Origin of the sequence: Moraxella sp. CTOTU48268, assembly GCF_032069585.1 — a bacterium.
Taxonomy (GTDB): Bacteria; Pseudomonadota; Gammaproteobacteria; order Pseudomonadales; family Moraxellaceae; genus Faucicola; species Faucicola cinerea.
In genome coordinates, this window is record NZ_DAMALV010000001.1 from 66,646 (window position 1) to 81,531 (window position 14,886).

The 14,886-nt window shown below is 44.7% G+C and carries 13 protein-coding genes; 5 read left to right on the top strand and 8 right to left on the bottom strand.

Translation table 11 applies throughout. From position 1 onward, the window contains the following. Positions 1-2 precede the first annotated feature (2 nt). The 6 genes from RT143_RS00325 to RT143_RS00350 form a co-directional block, all read right to left on the bottom strand. Complete coding sequence (locus tag RT143_RS00325; RefSeq protein WP_313090302.1) at positions 3-2,948, bottom strand: valine--tRNA ligase; 2,946 nt, start codon at positions 2,946-2,948, stop codon at positions 3-5. Positions 2,949-3,093: 145 nt separating this feature from the next. Beyond that, positions 3,094-3,726, bottom strand: a complete 633-nt coding sequence (locus RT143_RS00330) for an HD domain-containing protein (protein ID WP_313090304.1) — start codon at positions 3,724-3,726, stop codon at positions 3,094-3,096. A gap of 9 nt (positions 3,727-3,735) precedes the next feature. Then, on the bottom strand, positions 3,736-4,290 hold the full coding sequence (gene purE / locus RT143_RS00335) for a 5-(carboxyamino)imidazole ribonucleotide mutase (RefSeq protein ID WP_313090306.1): 555 nt from the start codon (positions 4,288-4,290) through the stop codon (positions 3,736-3,738). 120 nt (positions 4,291-4,410) lie between these two features. After that, on the bottom strand, positions 4,411-5,325 hold the full coding sequence (locus tag RT143_RS00340) for a bestrophin family protein (protein WP_313090308.1): 915 nt from the start codon (positions 5,323-5,325) through the stop codon (positions 4,411-4,413). Between the two features lie 105 nt (positions 5,326-5,430). Further along, positions 5,431-6,366, bottom strand: coding sequence for a metallophosphoesterase (locus tag RT143_RS00345; protein WP_313090310.1), 936 nt, complete (start codon positions 6,364-6,366; stop codon positions 5,431-5,433). A 106-nt stretch (positions 6,367-6,472) separates the two neighbouring features. Then, positions 6,473-7,108 (bottom strand): rhomboid family intramembrane serine protease, encoded by a 636-nt coding sequence (locus RT143_RS00350; RefSeq protein WP_313090311.1) that lies wholly within the window; start codon positions 7,106-7,108, stop codon positions 6,473-6,475. Between the two features lie 518 nt (positions 7,109-7,626). On the opposite strand from RT143_RS00350, the gene RT143_RS00355 reads away from it, so the two are divergent. Continuing rightward, the gene (locus tag RT143_RS00355; protein WP_313090314.1) at positions 7,627-8,841 is read left to right on the top strand and encodes an OmpA family protein; all 1,215 of its coding nucleotides are present in this window, start codon (positions 7,627-7,629) and stop codon (positions 8,839-8,841) included. 75 nt (positions 8,842-8,916) lie between these two features. On the opposite strand, the gene RT143_RS00360 is transcribed toward RT143_RS00355, so the two are convergent. Both RT143_RS00360 and RT143_RS00365 read right to left on the bottom strand, forming a co-directional pair. Next, a complete protein-coding gene (locus RT143_RS00360) occupies positions 8,917-10,164 on the bottom strand; it encodes an FAD-dependent monooxygenase (protein WP_313090316.1) in 1,248 nt (415 codons plus the stop codon). Further along, a complete protein-coding gene (locus tag RT143_RS00365) occupies positions 10,161-11,432 on the bottom strand; it encodes an FAD-dependent monooxygenase (RefSeq protein WP_313090319.1) in 1,272 nt (423 codons plus the stop codon). Before RT143_RS00365 ends, RT143_RS00360 begins: the two co-directional genes overlap by 4 nt. A gap of 134 nt (positions 11,433-11,566) precedes the next feature. Between RT143_RS00365 and RT143_RS00370 the strand changes: the two genes are divergently transcribed. The 4 genes from RT143_RS00370 (at position 11,567) to RT143_RS00385 (ending at position 14,875) form a co-directional block, all read left to right on the top strand. Beyond that, on the top strand, positions 11,567-11,800 hold the full coding sequence (locus tag RT143_RS00370; RefSeq protein WP_128680964.1) for a hypothetical protein: 234 nt from the start codon (positions 11,567-11,569) through the stop codon (positions 11,798-11,800). 256 nt (positions 11,801-12,056) lie between these two features. Continuing rightward, complete coding sequence (gene carA / locus RT143_RS00375; RefSeq protein ID WP_313090321.1) at positions 12,057-13,250, top strand: glutamine-hydrolyzing carbamoyl-phosphate synthase small subunit; 1,194 nt, start codon at positions 12,057-12,059, stop codon at positions 13,248-13,250. A gap of 50 nt (positions 13,251-13,300) precedes the next feature. Further along, positions 13,301-14,401 (top strand): AAA family ATPase, encoded by a 1,101-nt coding sequence (locus tag RT143_RS00380; RefSeq protein WP_313090324.1) that lies wholly within the window; start codon positions 13,301-13,303, stop codon positions 14,399-14,401. 21 nt (positions 14,402-14,422) lie between these two features. Next, positions 14,423-14,875, top strand: a complete 453-nt coding sequence (locus RT143_RS00385; protein ID WP_051499975.1) for a PIN domain-containing protein — start codon at positions 14,423-14,425, stop codon at positions 14,873-14,875. Positions 14,876-14,886 lie beyond the last annotated feature (11 nt).

The window sequence follows — 14,886 nt, forward strand, 5'->3', positions numbered from 1 at the left end:
CTTTAAATCGCCTGTAACTGCTCAATTTGCTTATTCATTTCGGCAAGTTGGCTATCCATCTCCGCCAATTTCGCTTTCTCGCTTTCTACCACATTAGCAGGGGCTTTGCTCACAAAACTTTCATTCGACAATTTACTACGCAGGCTTTCAGCTTGTTTGATAAGTTTTTCTTGCGCTTTGGCAAGGCGATTAAGCTCCGCCGTTGGGTCAATCAAGCCTTTCATCGGCACTAGCACTTTTAACTGCCCGACCATACTCGATGACGACAACGGTAACTCTTTATCAGAGCCGTCACCCGCATTCACAATAGTCAGCGTATCGACTTTGGCAAGCGATTTAAACTGATTTTCAATACGGCTTAGGCGCGCGGTTTCCTCATCGCTGATGTTGTCAAGTAGCACAGGCAGACGCACCGCATTGCCAAGCTTCATCTCACCGCGGATGTTGCGAATCGCCCCAATCAGCGCTTGTAGCCACGTCATGTCATGCTCGGTCTGTAGGCTGATTAGACTGTCATCCGCTGTTGGGAAGGCAGCAGTCATGATACTGTCAGTCGCTTTTTTATCGATGATAGGGGCAATGGTCTGCCAAATGCTCTCGGTGATATACGGCATAATCGGATGGGTAAAGCGCATGGCGACTTCTAGGCAGTTGAGCAGCACATAACGGATTTGGGCTTTACGCTCGGCACTCACCGACTCATCGTTTAGGCTTGATTTGGCAAGCTCGACATACCAGTCGCAGTATTGATTCCAGATAAACTCATAGATATCTTGGCTCACCAAGTCAAAACGGTACTGGCTCATGTGCTCATGGATGGCTTTCACCGTGGAGTTTAGACGGCTCATAATCCACTGCTCTGGCAATTCCCACAGTGCGGTATTGGCGGTTTTGTCGATGTTTAGCGCATTGCCTTCCTTATCGACACAGTTCATCAGCACAAAACGGGTGGCGTTCCAAATCTTGTTACAAAAATTGCGATTGCCTTCAATGCGCTTGAGGTCAAAGTTGATGTCACGTCCCGTACTTGCTAGAGAGGTAAAAGTAAAGCGCAGCGCGTCCGTGCCAAACGCAGGGATACCGTCGGCAAATTCTTTGCGCGTGGCTTTTTCGATTTTTTGCGCGTCTTTGGGGTTCATGAGACCTGTGGTGCGTTTGGCGACTAGGGTTTCTAAATCAATGCCGTCAATCAGGTCAATCGGGTCAAGTACGTTGCCTTTGGATTTGGACATTTTTTGCCCTTGTCCATCACGCACCAAGCCATGCACATACACCGTCTTAAACGGCACTTGCGGGTTGCCATCTTTGTCTTTGATGAAGTACATGGTCATCATCATCATACGGGCGACCCAGAAGAAAATGATGTCAAAACCTGTGACCAATACGCTGGTTGGGTGGAAGGTTTTGAGTGCTTGGCTATAGTCGTCAAAGTTTAGCTCACCTGTCCAATCAAGGGTGCTAAACGTCCACAATGCCGAGCTAAACCAAGTGTCTAGTACGTCACTATCTTGGTGCAGCGCTAGGCTATCAGCAAGGTGATATTTTTGGCGGACTTCCGCTTCATCACGCCCGACATAGATATTGCCTTCGTCATCGTACCACGCAGGGATACGGTGTCCCCACCAAAGCTGACGACTGATACACCAGTCTTGGATATCGCGCATCCACGCCATATACATATTTTTGTACTGGGCAGGGACAAACTCGGTGCGCCCGTCTTCCACCGCCTCGATGGCAGGTTTTGCCAGTTTTTCGATGGATACATACCATTGGTCAGTGAGCCACGGCTCAACGATGGTGTTACTGCGGTCGCCTTTGGGCACTTTTAAATCATGCGGTTTGATTTCTTCAAGCCAGCCTTCAGCCTCGCTTTGCTCAACCATTTTTTTACGCGCGGCAAACCGCTCAAGTCCTGCATACTCGCTAGGCGTGGTCTCAAGCTGTGGCTCTTTGGTTTGCAAATCAGTAAAAATCTGCATCTCTGGCAAGATATTCGCTGAATTATCAAAGATATTAATCATCGGCAAATTGTGGCGCTTGCCTGTTTCGTAGTCATTAAAGTCATGGGCAGGGGTGATTTTGACACAGCCTGTGCCAAATTCCATGTCCACCGCTTTGTCATCGCCCACAATCGGCACAATGCGACCGGTAATCGGTAGCGTGACGGTTTGCCCGATAAGGTGCTGGTAGCGTGCGTCTTCGGGGTTCACGGCAACGGCGGTATCACCGAGCAAGGTCTCTGGGCGGGTAGTGGCAACGACAAGGTAATTTTTACCGTCTTGGGTTTTGGCATTTTTATCGGTCAAATAATAGCGAAAATGCCACAGTGAGCCTTTCTCGTCATGATTTTCTACTTCAAGATCAGATAACGCGGTTTGTAGCTTAGTATCCCAGTTGACTAGACGTTTACCGCGATAAATCAGTCCATCTTCGTACAGACGCACGAACACTTCTTTGACGGCATTGGACAAGCCATCATCCATGGTAAAACGCTCACGGCTCCAGTCCACCGAGCTACCTAGACGGCGGATTTGGCGGGTGATATTACCACCGCTCTCGGCTTTCCACTCCCAAATCTTTTCAAGGAATTTTTCACGACCTAAATCATGGCGCTTGATGCCTTGGGCGTTCAATTGACGCTCAACGACCATTTGCGTGGCAATCCCTGCGTGGTCGGTGCCTGGTTGCCAGAGGGTGTTTTCGCCCAGCATTCGGTGATAGCGGGTAAGCGTGTCCATGATGGCATTGTTAAAGCCGTGCCCCATGTGCAGTGAGCCTGTGACATTCGGCGGTGGCAACGCAATAGAAAACGATTGTTGTTTGTCATAGCTTGGCTGAAAGTAGCCTTTGTCTTCCCACACTTGGTACATGCCGTTTTCGACGTCACTTGGGTTGTAAGCGTTTTCTAAAGATGTTAAGGCTTGGGCGATTTGATGTTGCGTGCTCATAGATGGTCAACTTTTACAATAAAAAAGAAAGGAATGTCAAAAAGGTAATTAACGGATTTTACCGTAACTAGGCAGTTTTATAAATGTTTGGTGATAAAAAAAGGCTTAACCCAACTGATTAAGCCTTGCTTCAAAATGGTAAAAATTAAAATAACGTTAATGTCTTGATTTCGCTCTTAATATTCTGCCTTGCTTGCTGCTCATACTGTGTAGAAAATCGTTCGGTAAAATACAGCCGCTTTCTATCCAAAAACCTTTCTAAGACTTTTTTACGAGAAAAATTGTACAAGAACTTGGCAACGTGTTGATATTCAAGGCAAATTTGTTGGCAATAGGCTTGATAAACCAAGCCAGCCTGCCCCAAAATACGCAAATCCATATCCAAAAAATACGCCATATCGCTGTCGTTCGTGTCGGCAAGTTCGTGTTTTTCGGTGGCGATAATCAATTTAACAACCCGATTTTGCAAGTCTATTGGCAAAAAACCGCCCAATTCGGCGATAAAATACGCCGCGCTTTGGCGTTCGTTGCTCATGGCTGGTTTGCCTTGGGTTTGATAGATGACATCATGGTAAAAAATCGCCAATAGCACGCTCTCAGGTTGCTTTAGCTGATCTTTTATCCCGTCAAACTGTTCTAATAACGCCTGAATATGGTGAAGCGTGTGATAATGGCGGTGAGGCTGCTGGTAGTGAGTGACTATGTTTTGCCAGCAGTCAGCAATAGTTTGATGATCAATTTCATAGACTTGTAATAGCTTAGCAAATGCGGTTTTCATCGCTCATTATCACATCACGCCTGGTGTCGGATTATCCAAAATTGTTTGGGTTTGTTTGGCGCGAAAATCACTGATTTTTTGCGCAAGCGTGCTATCACCAATCGCCAAAATTTGCGCTGCCAGCAGCCCTGCATTTGCCGCACCCGCTGCCCCGATGGCAAGCGTACCCACCGCCACCCCTTTGGGCATTTGCACGATGGATAGCAAACTATCCCAACCACTTAGGATGGAGGATTTGACAGGTACACCAAGCACAGGCAAATCCGTCTGAGACGCACACATCCCTGGCAGATGCGCCGCGCCGCCCGCCCCTGCGATAATCACAGACAGTCCGCGAGCTTTGGCAGTTTTGGCATAGTAAAACAATCTATCAGGGGTGCGATGTGCCGATACCACTTCACACTCAAATGGCACCCCAAAATCCGCTAGCACTTGTGCGGCGTTTTGCATGGTTTCCCAGTCAGATTGACTACCCATAATGATACCGACTTTGGCTTGACCTTGTGGCGATGGGATGGGTGGTGGTAGCTGGTGTGTCTGGGTGTTTGGCTGGCTTGCTGACATGGAAAATTCCTTTTGCCAAAAAATTGACGGACTTAAAATAAAAAAACGTGCATGAAATGCACGGTTAAAACTTAATATAGCATGATTTTTTACCCTTGAAAATCAAAATCTATGAGGCAACTATATCACCACATTGGCGGGTACTCGCGGCTTTTGCTCAGGGGCAAATTGTTGATGACTAAGCATGGCTAGCTGCGTCTCAATCGTATCGCACATCATCCCTAGCGGCAATTCGTTTTCCCCCGTACCAAACGGCTCGCTGATTTCATCGACGATTTCATTGAGCGCCATAAAGGTGTAGCCAACAAAACTGACTACAAATGGCGTTACCCAGCCAATCGCATTGCCCAGTCCAAACGGCAGCATAAAGCAATACAGATACACAGTGCGATGCAGCAGCACAAAATAGGCATAGGGAATCGGTGTGTTATTAATGCGTTCACAGCCCGCTTGGATATGGGCAATTTCACCCAAGGAGTTATCCAAGCTTTGCCACTGCCAAACATCGATTTTTTGCTCGGCTTGCCAGTTGGCGAGCATCTGCCCCATGATTTGGGTCAAGCGTAACGCAATAAAGTTTTGCCCAACCACGGCTTGCTGTTCTTCAACCGTTAATAGCCGCTGCAGGTTTGCTGTATTATCCTCACCCCGCAGCTGTTGGCGAAGACTGTGCACAAAAGCGATTTGATGACGGATAAAGGCTTGTTTTTCCGCCATACTGACATTGGGCAGTGTCAGCACTTGGCGGGCGATATTGCGGCTTAGCCAAACCAGCGTGCCCCATAGTTTACGCCCTTCCCAAAACCTGTCATACGCTGCGTTATTACAAAACCCGTGGAAAATCGCAAGTGAGATACCGAGTATCGCAAACACCGAAGGATTGAGCGGTACAGGCTCAGTGGCGATATGGGTTTGATAAAAATAAATAAGAAAGGAGAAAATAAACAACAAAACTTGTGGCACAATTAGCCGTTTAAAGTACGAGCCTTGCAGCACAAATAGCATCTTTAGCGGCTCAATCGGACGTCGAATCATACCTAACTCATCTTAATTTTTTGCTCACTGGCTATCATTTTTAGCCGTAAGCTTTAAACAAATATTTTAATTTATATTACACCCAGTTGACCGTTTAGTCTGGGGTTAATGCTGATATTGAATAAAATTCGCTGAGGTCAAAGCCGGATGATCGGTGTCAAATTGATAAGCCGTCAAAAACCCATCTTTGGCAGCAGAATAATCCACACAAACCACTTGATGGCTAAGCAGTTCAGGCGTGCCATTGAGCCAATAATGCCCGACAAAAATAGGTTTGTCATGGTCAAGCCCAAACGCAATCTCAGCGGTCAACGTGTCTTTAGGGATATGAATCAAATCCTCTTGACTGGCGCGCGCGATTTGGTGAATCGGCTGAAACGACAAACTCGGTTGCCACCACTGTACCCGTACATTTTTACGTTGATGACCTTCTTTATCGACCAAATGAATGCCCTCGGGTAGCGGTGCTTCTACACCTTTAAGCACTCTTTCCAGTGCCTCAAAAGGCGGCGTGCCTTCCTCACTGGTTTTTTGTAGCGCAATGGGCGTCAAGCGATTGTCGGTCGTTAACAGCGGTTTTAAAATCGCCATCGCATCACTGTCCCAACAAGCATGCACAAAACACGCAGTATCCAACGCTAGCCACAGTGGCAATTCATAAAATCGCTTGAGCCAAAACTGATGCAACTCACTGCCAAACCCTACTTCATCAAGGAACGCTTGATGCTGCGAGGTATGTCTATCATCATGTTGTCGTAAATATTGGCTAGCATCGCGGGCATCGGGTGTGGCGTAAGCTAATGCATTATACTCGTGATTGCCCATGACTGCGAGCGCTTGCCCGTGGTCAATCATCGCAAATACGATAGATAAGGTTTGCAGCTGTTGACTGCCCCGATCAATCAAGTCGCCGATAAAAATCGCTTGGTGATTGGGAGGTGCTTGAAAACACTGACCATCATGTTGATAGCCCAACTGCGTCAGTAACCCAATGAGTTTATCTGCCTGACCATGCACATCACCAATCACATCATAAATCATGTTTTTCACCTTCTACTGCTTTTTAAGACTTTACCTAACTAGGCAACTTGTAACTAGACAACCTGTAACTAGCGAGAAGTGCCACGCAATTTTTTGCCCCCAAATGTTAGCCCCCAAAGCCTAAAAATCTAGGGTGCATTAATTGGTTAAAAAAATGCGCCACAATACCGGGCTCAATGGCAATCGTGGCTAACATACCAAAAATACCACCCACCAAATGTGCCGAATGATTGATACTGCCGCGACCTTGCCCATCCGCCCACACACTATACGCCACATACGCCACCGCGAACACAATCGCAGGTACAGGAATCACAAACAGCAATAGTGTCGACCAAGGATTCATCAAGATATAGCTAAAAATTACTGCTGAAACAGCACCCGATGCGCCTAGGCTGCTATAGCGAGGATTGTTCTTTTGTTTTAGATAGGTTGGCATAATCGCCACCACCAAAGCGGCAAAATAAAACAACACAAACCCTAGACTGCCGAGTTTGGACATGAACAAACCCTGTACCGCTTGTCCAAACGAATACAAAGTAAACATATTAAAAAATAAGTGCATGCCATCGGCATGGATAAAACCATGGGTAACAAACCGATCGACTTGTCCACGCTGCACCGCAGGCGGATAAAAAATTAACCTTTGCATCAGTTGGGGTGATTGCCAAGCTAATAAACTGACAACCACCGTAATGATAATGATAATGATAAATAAAGTGTGGTTAGAAAAAAGTGACATAGCACCTCAAAATAGCAATAAATAATGATAAGTAGAATTATGATAAAGATAGCGGATTATCTCAATAAGCCAAATGTGAATTTATTGATGATAGGTAATACATAAATCTGCCTTGTAGTATTACTTTCACCTTGTAGCATGAAACTAATAACCAACTCTTCAAATTTTAGCAACACACTTTTACCCAACTTTACCCAAAATGGGGACGATTTGAGTTTTTAACACAATATTTACGCAATAGTTACCTTAACATAACTGAAGGCGAGCCGATTTTGCTTTAATTTATTAGCTATATTTGAGTAATACTGCAAAAGACTTAACAAAATCTGTTGAGTTACGGCAGTTTTTCTCAGTATTGTTAAGCGTAAATTAAATAGCAATACAATAATAAACCCAACAACCATAAATAATAATTTTTGAAAACATATAATAGAATTATTGGCTAGTGTGCTGGATATAACAATAATACATTGGTTTTATGGTGGTTGATAACCCTTCATTTTCTTGAGGATCGAATTATGAATATCATTGAACATTTAACCCGTACAGTAACGCCCGTTCTTTTAAATAATGCAACGGATGCCAACCGCTCATCTTTATTAGAAAAATTATACGCTATTTTAGTTGCACGTCTGGCTGACGGTAACGTCTCTAACAGCTTTGCTAATGCAACTATCGCTGATGATGACCATGGCTTTTTTGACCGCGTACTACCAGATACCGCCCATCGTACAGAACTAGTCCAACAGCTTTCACGTCATTACAGTGTACCAGAGCAAGAGACTGCTTCGTTAGTAAGCCGTGCCGCGCCGTTGGTACTACGTGAACTACGCTCACTAGCAGGTACGACACCACTTAATACCTTCTTATCAAACAATATTGCGTCTGTGGCTTCTGTGATTCCTGCTTGGGCATATGCATTTCTCCCAGCGGGCATTTTAACCATGTTGAATTTGTCGCCTGTGCATGCAGCCACCACGCCTACTGTCCAAACGACCACTCGTACAGAGGAGCATCTGGTTGCTACGCCTAAAGCTGAAGAAGGCGGCCTGATGAAAATGTTACTGCCAATCATTGGTTTATTGATTTTAGGCGCACTCGCTTGGGCATTGTTAAAATCATGTAATAAAACTGAGCCAGTCGCGACGCCAGTTGTGGCTTCTACGACTGCTTCAACAACGACAACCACTACCACAACTGAAGTCTCTGCGGCAAGTGCAACAAATAGCATGGCAATGCCTGTAGCATCAACCACTGACATGGCGGTAGCAAGTATGCCAATGGCATCTGGCACCACGATGACCACCACTGAAACAACGGCAACTACTATCTCTAGTACTGAGCCTTCAGTAGTATTTGAAAATGGTCGCCTAAGCTTCTACTTTGCTACGGGTAAAGCACAAGTTGCTGGTAATGCCAAAGAAAAAGCCAATGATATCCTTGAAGCCGCTAAACAAGGCAAAAAAATCGGGATCAGTGGTTATACTGACAGCACAGGCAATGCCGCTGCCAATGAAAAATTAGCAAAAGAGCGTGCCCAAGCGGTTAGATCATTCTTAGTAGCTAATGGTGTGCCACAATCACAACTTGAATTGATCAAACCACAAGACACGACAGGTGCTGCAGGTAAAGACCAAGAAGGCCGCCGTGTCGATGCATACATTGTTGATGACAATGCAATTCCTGCAACCGGTACCACAACCGTTACAACCATTGCAAGCCCAGCGAATTAAACCACCTTTCGCAGTTGATTCATCATTAAAAATCCTCGATAACTTATCGAGGATTTTTTTTGCTGTTAAAAACTTTTAGATGCCACTGGCTTTTTGGGTAAAAAATTTCATCAAGGGTGTGATTTTGCTAACCATGCTCACGCCTTCACTGCGTAGCTGCTGAATCGGACGCAACTGTGTACCAAAAATCCAATTAATCCCTGAAAAACTGTGCATCATCATCGCGTTATTAGCGTAGCGTTGACGCTCATACCGCTGTAAGGTGGCAAAACTTGCCCATAGCTTGTTGCCTGAACGCTGATAATCTTTTTGTAAAATATCGCTCAAGGCAATGATATCAAGCATACCCAAGTTTAAACCTTGTCCCGCCAAAGGATGCACCCCATGTGCGGCATCGCCAATCAACGCTAAGTTGGCTTTGACATAATTTTTGGCATGTTGGGCACCCAGTGGGAAACTGGCGATTGATTCAATCTCAGTGATATCCCCCAAAGCATAGCCACTGGCAAAGGCGAGTTCTTTAGCAAGCTCTTTTGGCGTGATTGTGAGTAAATCAAGTGCCGCATTGGTCGGCAATGTCCATACCACTGATTGCCAATGTTGCGGGTTCGCCTGATCGTCAGCCGTCACATCTGCCAACGGTAAAAGTGCCAAAGGCCCTGTCGGCAAAAACACTTGTCTGGCTGTCGCCTTGTGTGGCTGCTCGGTTTTGATGGCGCAGCAGATTGCCGTTTGCTGGTACACCAAAGTATCTAACCCAATCCCTGCCGCTTGGCGTACCATAGAGCCGCGCCCGTCAGCGCCGATTAACAGCTTACCTTGATACGTGGTATCATTATCTAAGCTAACTTGATACCCCAAATCTTCACCTTGCCAAGCAATATCAGTGACCTTATGCCCTGCCATATGGCGCAAATAAGATTGACCCTGATGGACAAGGCTCTCATCGTCAAAACCGTCATACAGCGCTTTTTCGATGATGAAGGGCTCAACCATACTGCCCAATAATTGCGGTGTTTGAGCATCACCAAAATTCAGCTCGCCCACGCCATTGGTTTGCCATACCTGCATTTGGGTATAGTCGGCTTTGCGTCCGCTTGCCTCAATACGCTGCCAAGCACCGACCTCTTTGAGTAGGTTGATACTGGCAACGCTTAGGGCATAGACACGAGCATCACGCTGGGTGAGTTTGTTGTCCCAGTCGGCTGCTAAAAGTTTTGGGCGAGCATCGATTAAGGTGACAGGATGGCGCGCTTGGGCGAGCTTTAGTGCTAAGGTTGTCCCAACGATGCCGCCGCCGATGATGAGGGTATTATTTTTCATGACTTCAGCCCCATCGCAAAGGTAGCCACAGCTGGCTTCACAAATGGCACTTTATCAAAGGCAATGAGTCCGACATTACGCGCGATTTTGAGCAAGGGATTTTGGTGCATAAAGCCATACACCACCGTATCGCAGAAAATTTCTACCCGTTTTTGGTCGGCTTTACGGCGTTTGGCATAAGTTTGTAACATGCTACTATCGCCGATATCTTCGCCGCGCATCACTTGCTGTGCCAGCATTTTGGCGAGCGTATCAGCATCGCGCATACATAGGTTAAAGCCTTGTCCTGCCACAGGGTGCAAGGTGTGGGCGGCATTGCCCATGATGACGCAGCGTCCTTTGACTTGACTATCTGCCAATATTTTGACCAGTGGATACGCGCCGCGTTTACCCGCTTTGACAAACCTGCCTGCTAAGCTGCCAAAGGCTTGTTGAATGGTGTCAAGAAAGTATTGGTCGTCATCCAAATAGCGCTGTTCTTCGCCTTTTGGGCACACCCACACCACAGAGCGGCGGTAGCCTTGCTGGGCTTGTTGTCCATCCGCTTGACCGATATCAAACGCATCAACCAAAGGCAATACGGCAACTGCGCCCATTTTATTAAAGCGTTCAATCGCTTGATGATGGTGCGGTTTGTCTGTCATGACCACGCCCACGACACCTACTTGGTGATAATCGTGCGCAGTTGCGCCAATGCCCAGTAGTTGACGGCTTGGCGAGTGCTGACCATCACAAGCCACCAATAAATCAGCCGTTAAGGTTTGGCTAGATTGGTGAGCTTGGTCAAAGCGAATAGTGACATCGGTTGCCGTCTGTTGTATATCGGTCAAGGTGGCGCCGTCTAGCAAAGTTATCAGCGGATTGTTTTGCACGGCGAGCAGTAATTTTTTGCCAAGCCAAGCGTTTTCCATCACTTGTCCAAAACTTTCTACCCCTTCGGCTTCTTTGTTGAGGGTGGCTTTACCAAAACTACCTTCTTCACTGATACTAACTTCATCAATGCGGCAGGCATGGCTTTGCAAATCATCCCATAGCGCTTTGCCATTAAAGGTGATACCACGATAAATTTGTACCGTACGGCGTGACAGCGCGATGTTACGGCTGTCAAATTGCTCGCGGTGTAAGTCATCATCAGGGCTGATGGTCGGATAAGTGGCTTTTTCTAATAGCGTACTTGAGATGCATTTGTCGGCAAGCAGTAAAGCGAAGGATAAACCCACATTGCCGCCGCCGATAATCACCACAGTTTGAGGGGTAAGAATATTCATGCGTGTTCTCTTTTTTAAAGGGCGGTTAAAGCGCACCTTATCAGAATTTTTTACCAGTTTAGCACAAATCCTTAAGCGCTTTGTGGCGGCAATTGGGTAAAATCCATAAAGCAAATGTTAAAGGAATAAGCAAAATGTCGGTACTGCAGTGGTTGTTGCTGTTTTTGCTTAGCAGTATATTTTATGGTTGGGTGCTGCTGGGAAATGGCGCAAAATGGCTAGAAGGTTGGCAATCGTGGTGGCTAATTGGCTGGTTTTCGCTAGATTGGACCGCCGAGCAAATCCGCTTGTATGTACTGATCATTTGGATTGTTGAAACGATTTGGTTTGTGGTCGGTTTGTTTCAACCAAGTTTACGTACTTTTTAGACTGATTTCGACAAAAATTTTGGCTACCTTTTTTTGTGATGTTCTGTTAAAATAGGCAAAATCAAACCTTAGCGAGTTGGCATGATAAAGTTAATGGCACAGACTGGTAACGCATTAAAACCAGTTAGCTATTTTCTTTAAAATCAATGTCTTCTCGCTTTTTTGTGGGCGATACTTTTTACGGTATATGCATTGACTAGGCATCGTATACCGTCGCACACATAGGTAGAACACAGGATACGAGCGGAGGCACTAGGTGAACACGAATTACGCAAAAGCAATTTTGGCATTGGCAGATGGTACGGTTTTTTATGGTCGCAGCATCGGTGCTAGCGGACATACCGTTGGTGAAGTCGTGTTTAATACAGCGATGACAGGTTATCAAGAAATCTTGACCGACCCAAGCTACGCCCAGCAAATCGTCACGTTAACCTACCCGCATATCGGTAACACTGGTACCAACGATGAAGACACAGAGTCCGGTCGCATCCATAAAGTGTGGGCAAATGGACTGATTATCCGTGATTTGACCATGGCGACCAGTAACTTTCGCTCAAGCCAATCACTAAGCGGGTATCTGATTAACCATAACACCGTTGCCATCGCTGATATCGACACCCGTAAACTCACTCGCCTACTACGTGAAAAAGGCGCACAAAACGGTTGTATCATGACCGCCGATAGCGACGGTCAGCTCGATGAAGCCAAAGCAATCGAACTTGCCAAAAGCTTTGCCGGTATCAAAGGCATGGATTTGGCGAAAGTCTGCTGTGACCAAGCGGGTTTTACCTGGACGCAAGGCTCATGGCAATTGGTGAGTCCAGAAGTGAGCCCAACTTGTGGTCGCTTTAAAGAATTGGGCACTGACATCGAGCAAAAATTTAACATCGTGGCGTATGACTTTGGCGTCAAAACCAACATCTTGCGCATGCTCGTTGACCTCGGCTGTCATGTCACCGTTGTTCCTGCCCAAACGCCTATCAGCGAGGTACTCAAACACAACCCAGATGGTATTTTCTTATCCAATGGTCCTGGCGACCCTGAACCTTGTACTTATGCCATTGATGCCATCAAACACATCATTACCCAAACCGATATTCCGCTGTTTGGTATTTGTCTAGGTCATCAGCTATTGGCACTCGCTAGCGGCGCGCAAACTTTGAAGATGAAATTTGGTCACCATGGTGCCAACCACCCGGTGCAAGATATCGAGCAAGGTACGGTGATGATTACCTCACAAAACCACGGTTTTGCGGTGGATGAAAGTACGCTTCCTAGCAATGTGAAAGTGACGCATCGTTCGTTATTTGATGGCTCAAATCAAGGCATTGAGCTCACTAATAAGCCTGCGTTTAGTTTTCAAGGACATCCAGAGGCTAGCCCAGGACCCCATGACTGTGCGCCATTGTTTGATAAATTCGCGGATATGATGGCAAAGGCGAAAGGTTAATTTTAAAGTGCATCAATTGCACTTTTTTAAAGATAAAATTTGAGACTTATATGACCCAAATTAAAATTAAAGACTTGCGGGGTGTGGGTGACGTTGAGTTAAACCTTGACGACAGTAAGCGAGTGTTTGTATTTTTTGGGTCGAATGGAGTGGGAAAAACTAAAACGTTAGAGTCAATATTTATTGGTTTAGTTGCTACTAACTCTGAATTCGATATAACCCCGAAATATGGCTCTTTTGAAAGATTATTTCGAGAATATATTGATTTTTTAAATAAAATACATCTTTTATTTGATTCTCAATACGTGAGTACTGATACTTTACAAATAAACCCAGATCGCAAATCTTTTGCTATCGCTTATTTAGGTGCAAATCAACGGGGTGTTTTTAATCATCATTCGGGTTATTACAATAAGCAAGTTGGTAATTTTAACCAAAGAAAAAGTGATTATTTGCAAAGATTTGAAAGTAGCCTCTACACTGTTGATGGAATGAAAGATTTAGGAATGTCAGAATCCTTAAATGAATGGTTTGTTTTAAGAGCACAGTCTGTAAATCCTTACCAACGTGAAGAAGATAATAGAAAAATAGAAATTGACACTGTTTTAAACGCTTTAAACATTTTAGACAATCGTATTGAAAAAACCCTAAAAATCGATGGTGACGGCAATGTATTTCTCACCATTGAAGGACAAGAACGAGAGTTAAGTGAATTAAGCTCTGGTTTTATCTCAGTCGTTAAAATCATTCAATCTATTATTTCCGCTTATTCAGCATTTACCAACGCCACCGATTTGTTAAATGTCAAAGGTGTGGTATTAATTGATGAAATCGAAAGCCATTTACACATCGAATGGCAAACCAAAATCGTGCCAACGCTGAAAAATTTATTTCCTAACACCACCTTTTATATCGCTACTCATTCACCCTTAGTATTATCACAACTGGCTGAAGGTGAAGCGTATTTATTAAAACGTGACGCTGATGGTGTGGTAAGAAGTCAAGAAATAAATTCACCCAATACTCGGTTACTAGAAAATGTATTACAAGATGCGTTTGATGTCGATTTAAATCAATTGAAACGTGAAAACATGGAACACATTGACCAAACCAAAGCGAAACAAAAATTATTAGCCCTATTAAATAAATAGGATAAACAGATAGGTGAAAAAATGAATCAAAAATCTGTTTTAGTGGATGCTAATATTTTAATCGCTGTGATTGATGGAAAGGATGATAATCCTAATCATATTGAAGCAAAACAAAAATTTAATGACTTAATCGCTCAAAATGCCACGATTGCCATTACCCCTTTGATTCGTTATGAAGTATTACGAGGTGTAAAAAGTATTTCAATTGATGAAGCCCAAGAAATTTTAGACGATTTTGTTGAGTTTAATATCACTGATAAAGAAGCTAATCCTTCCGCTAGAATTTTTCACTTTAGCCGTAGTCAGGATTTTTCAGCGAAAGACACAGGTATCAGACTCGATAAACAGAACTTTGATGTATTTCATTATGTTGTCGCCAAAATTCGCAATTTAGAATTGGTCAATGTTAATCAAAAAGATTTTAACAAAATTGAAAATGTTATTAAATTAATGCCAAATCCCCCTTTTAAGTAATTGTTAGTAAG

Coding starts and splice junctions, on each gene's coding strand:
- RT143_RS00325 (WP_313090302.1), bottom strand. CDS start 2,948: ATGAGCACGCAACATCAAATCGCCCAAGCCTTAACATCTTTAGAAAAC.
- RT143_RS00330 (WP_313090304.1), bottom strand. CDS start 3,726: ATGAAAACCGCATTTGCTAAGCTATTACAAGTCTATGAAATTGATCAT.
- purE (WP_313090306.1), bottom strand. CDS start 4,290: ATGTCAGCAAGCCAGCCAAACACCCAGACACACCAGCTACCACCACCC.
- RT143_RS00340 (WP_313090308.1), bottom strand. CDS start 5,325: ATGATTCGACGTCCGATTGAGCCGCTAAAGATGCTATTTGTGCTGCAA.
- RT143_RS00345 (WP_313090310.1), bottom strand. CDS start 6,366: ATGATTTATGATGTGATTGGTGATGTGCATGGTCAGGCAGATAAACTC.
- RT143_RS00350 (WP_313090311.1), bottom strand. CDS start 7,108: ATGTCACTTTTTTCTAACCACACTTTATTTATCATTATCATTATCATT.
- RT143_RS00355 (WP_313090314.1), top strand. CDS start 7,627: ATGAATATCATTGAACATTTAACCCGTACAGTAACGCCCGTTCTTTTA.
- RT143_RS00360 (WP_313090316.1), bottom strand. CDS start 10,164: ATGAAAAATAATACCCTCATCATCGGCGGCGGCATCGTTGGGACAACC.
- RT143_RS00365 (WP_313090319.1), bottom strand. CDS start 11,432: ATGAATATTCTTACCCCTCAAACTGTGGTGATTATCGGCGGCGGCAAT.
- RT143_RS00370 (WP_128680964.1), top strand. CDS start 11,567: ATGTCGGTACTGCAGTGGTTGTTGCTGTTTTTGCTTAGCAGTATATTT.
- RT143_RS00380 (WP_313090324.1), top strand. CDS start 13,301: ATGACCCAAATTAAAATTAAAGACTTGCGGGGTGTGGGTGACGTTGAG.
- RT143_RS00385 (WP_051499975.1), top strand. CDS start 14,423: ATGAATCAAAAATCTGTTTTAGTGGATGCTAATATTTTAATCGCTGTG.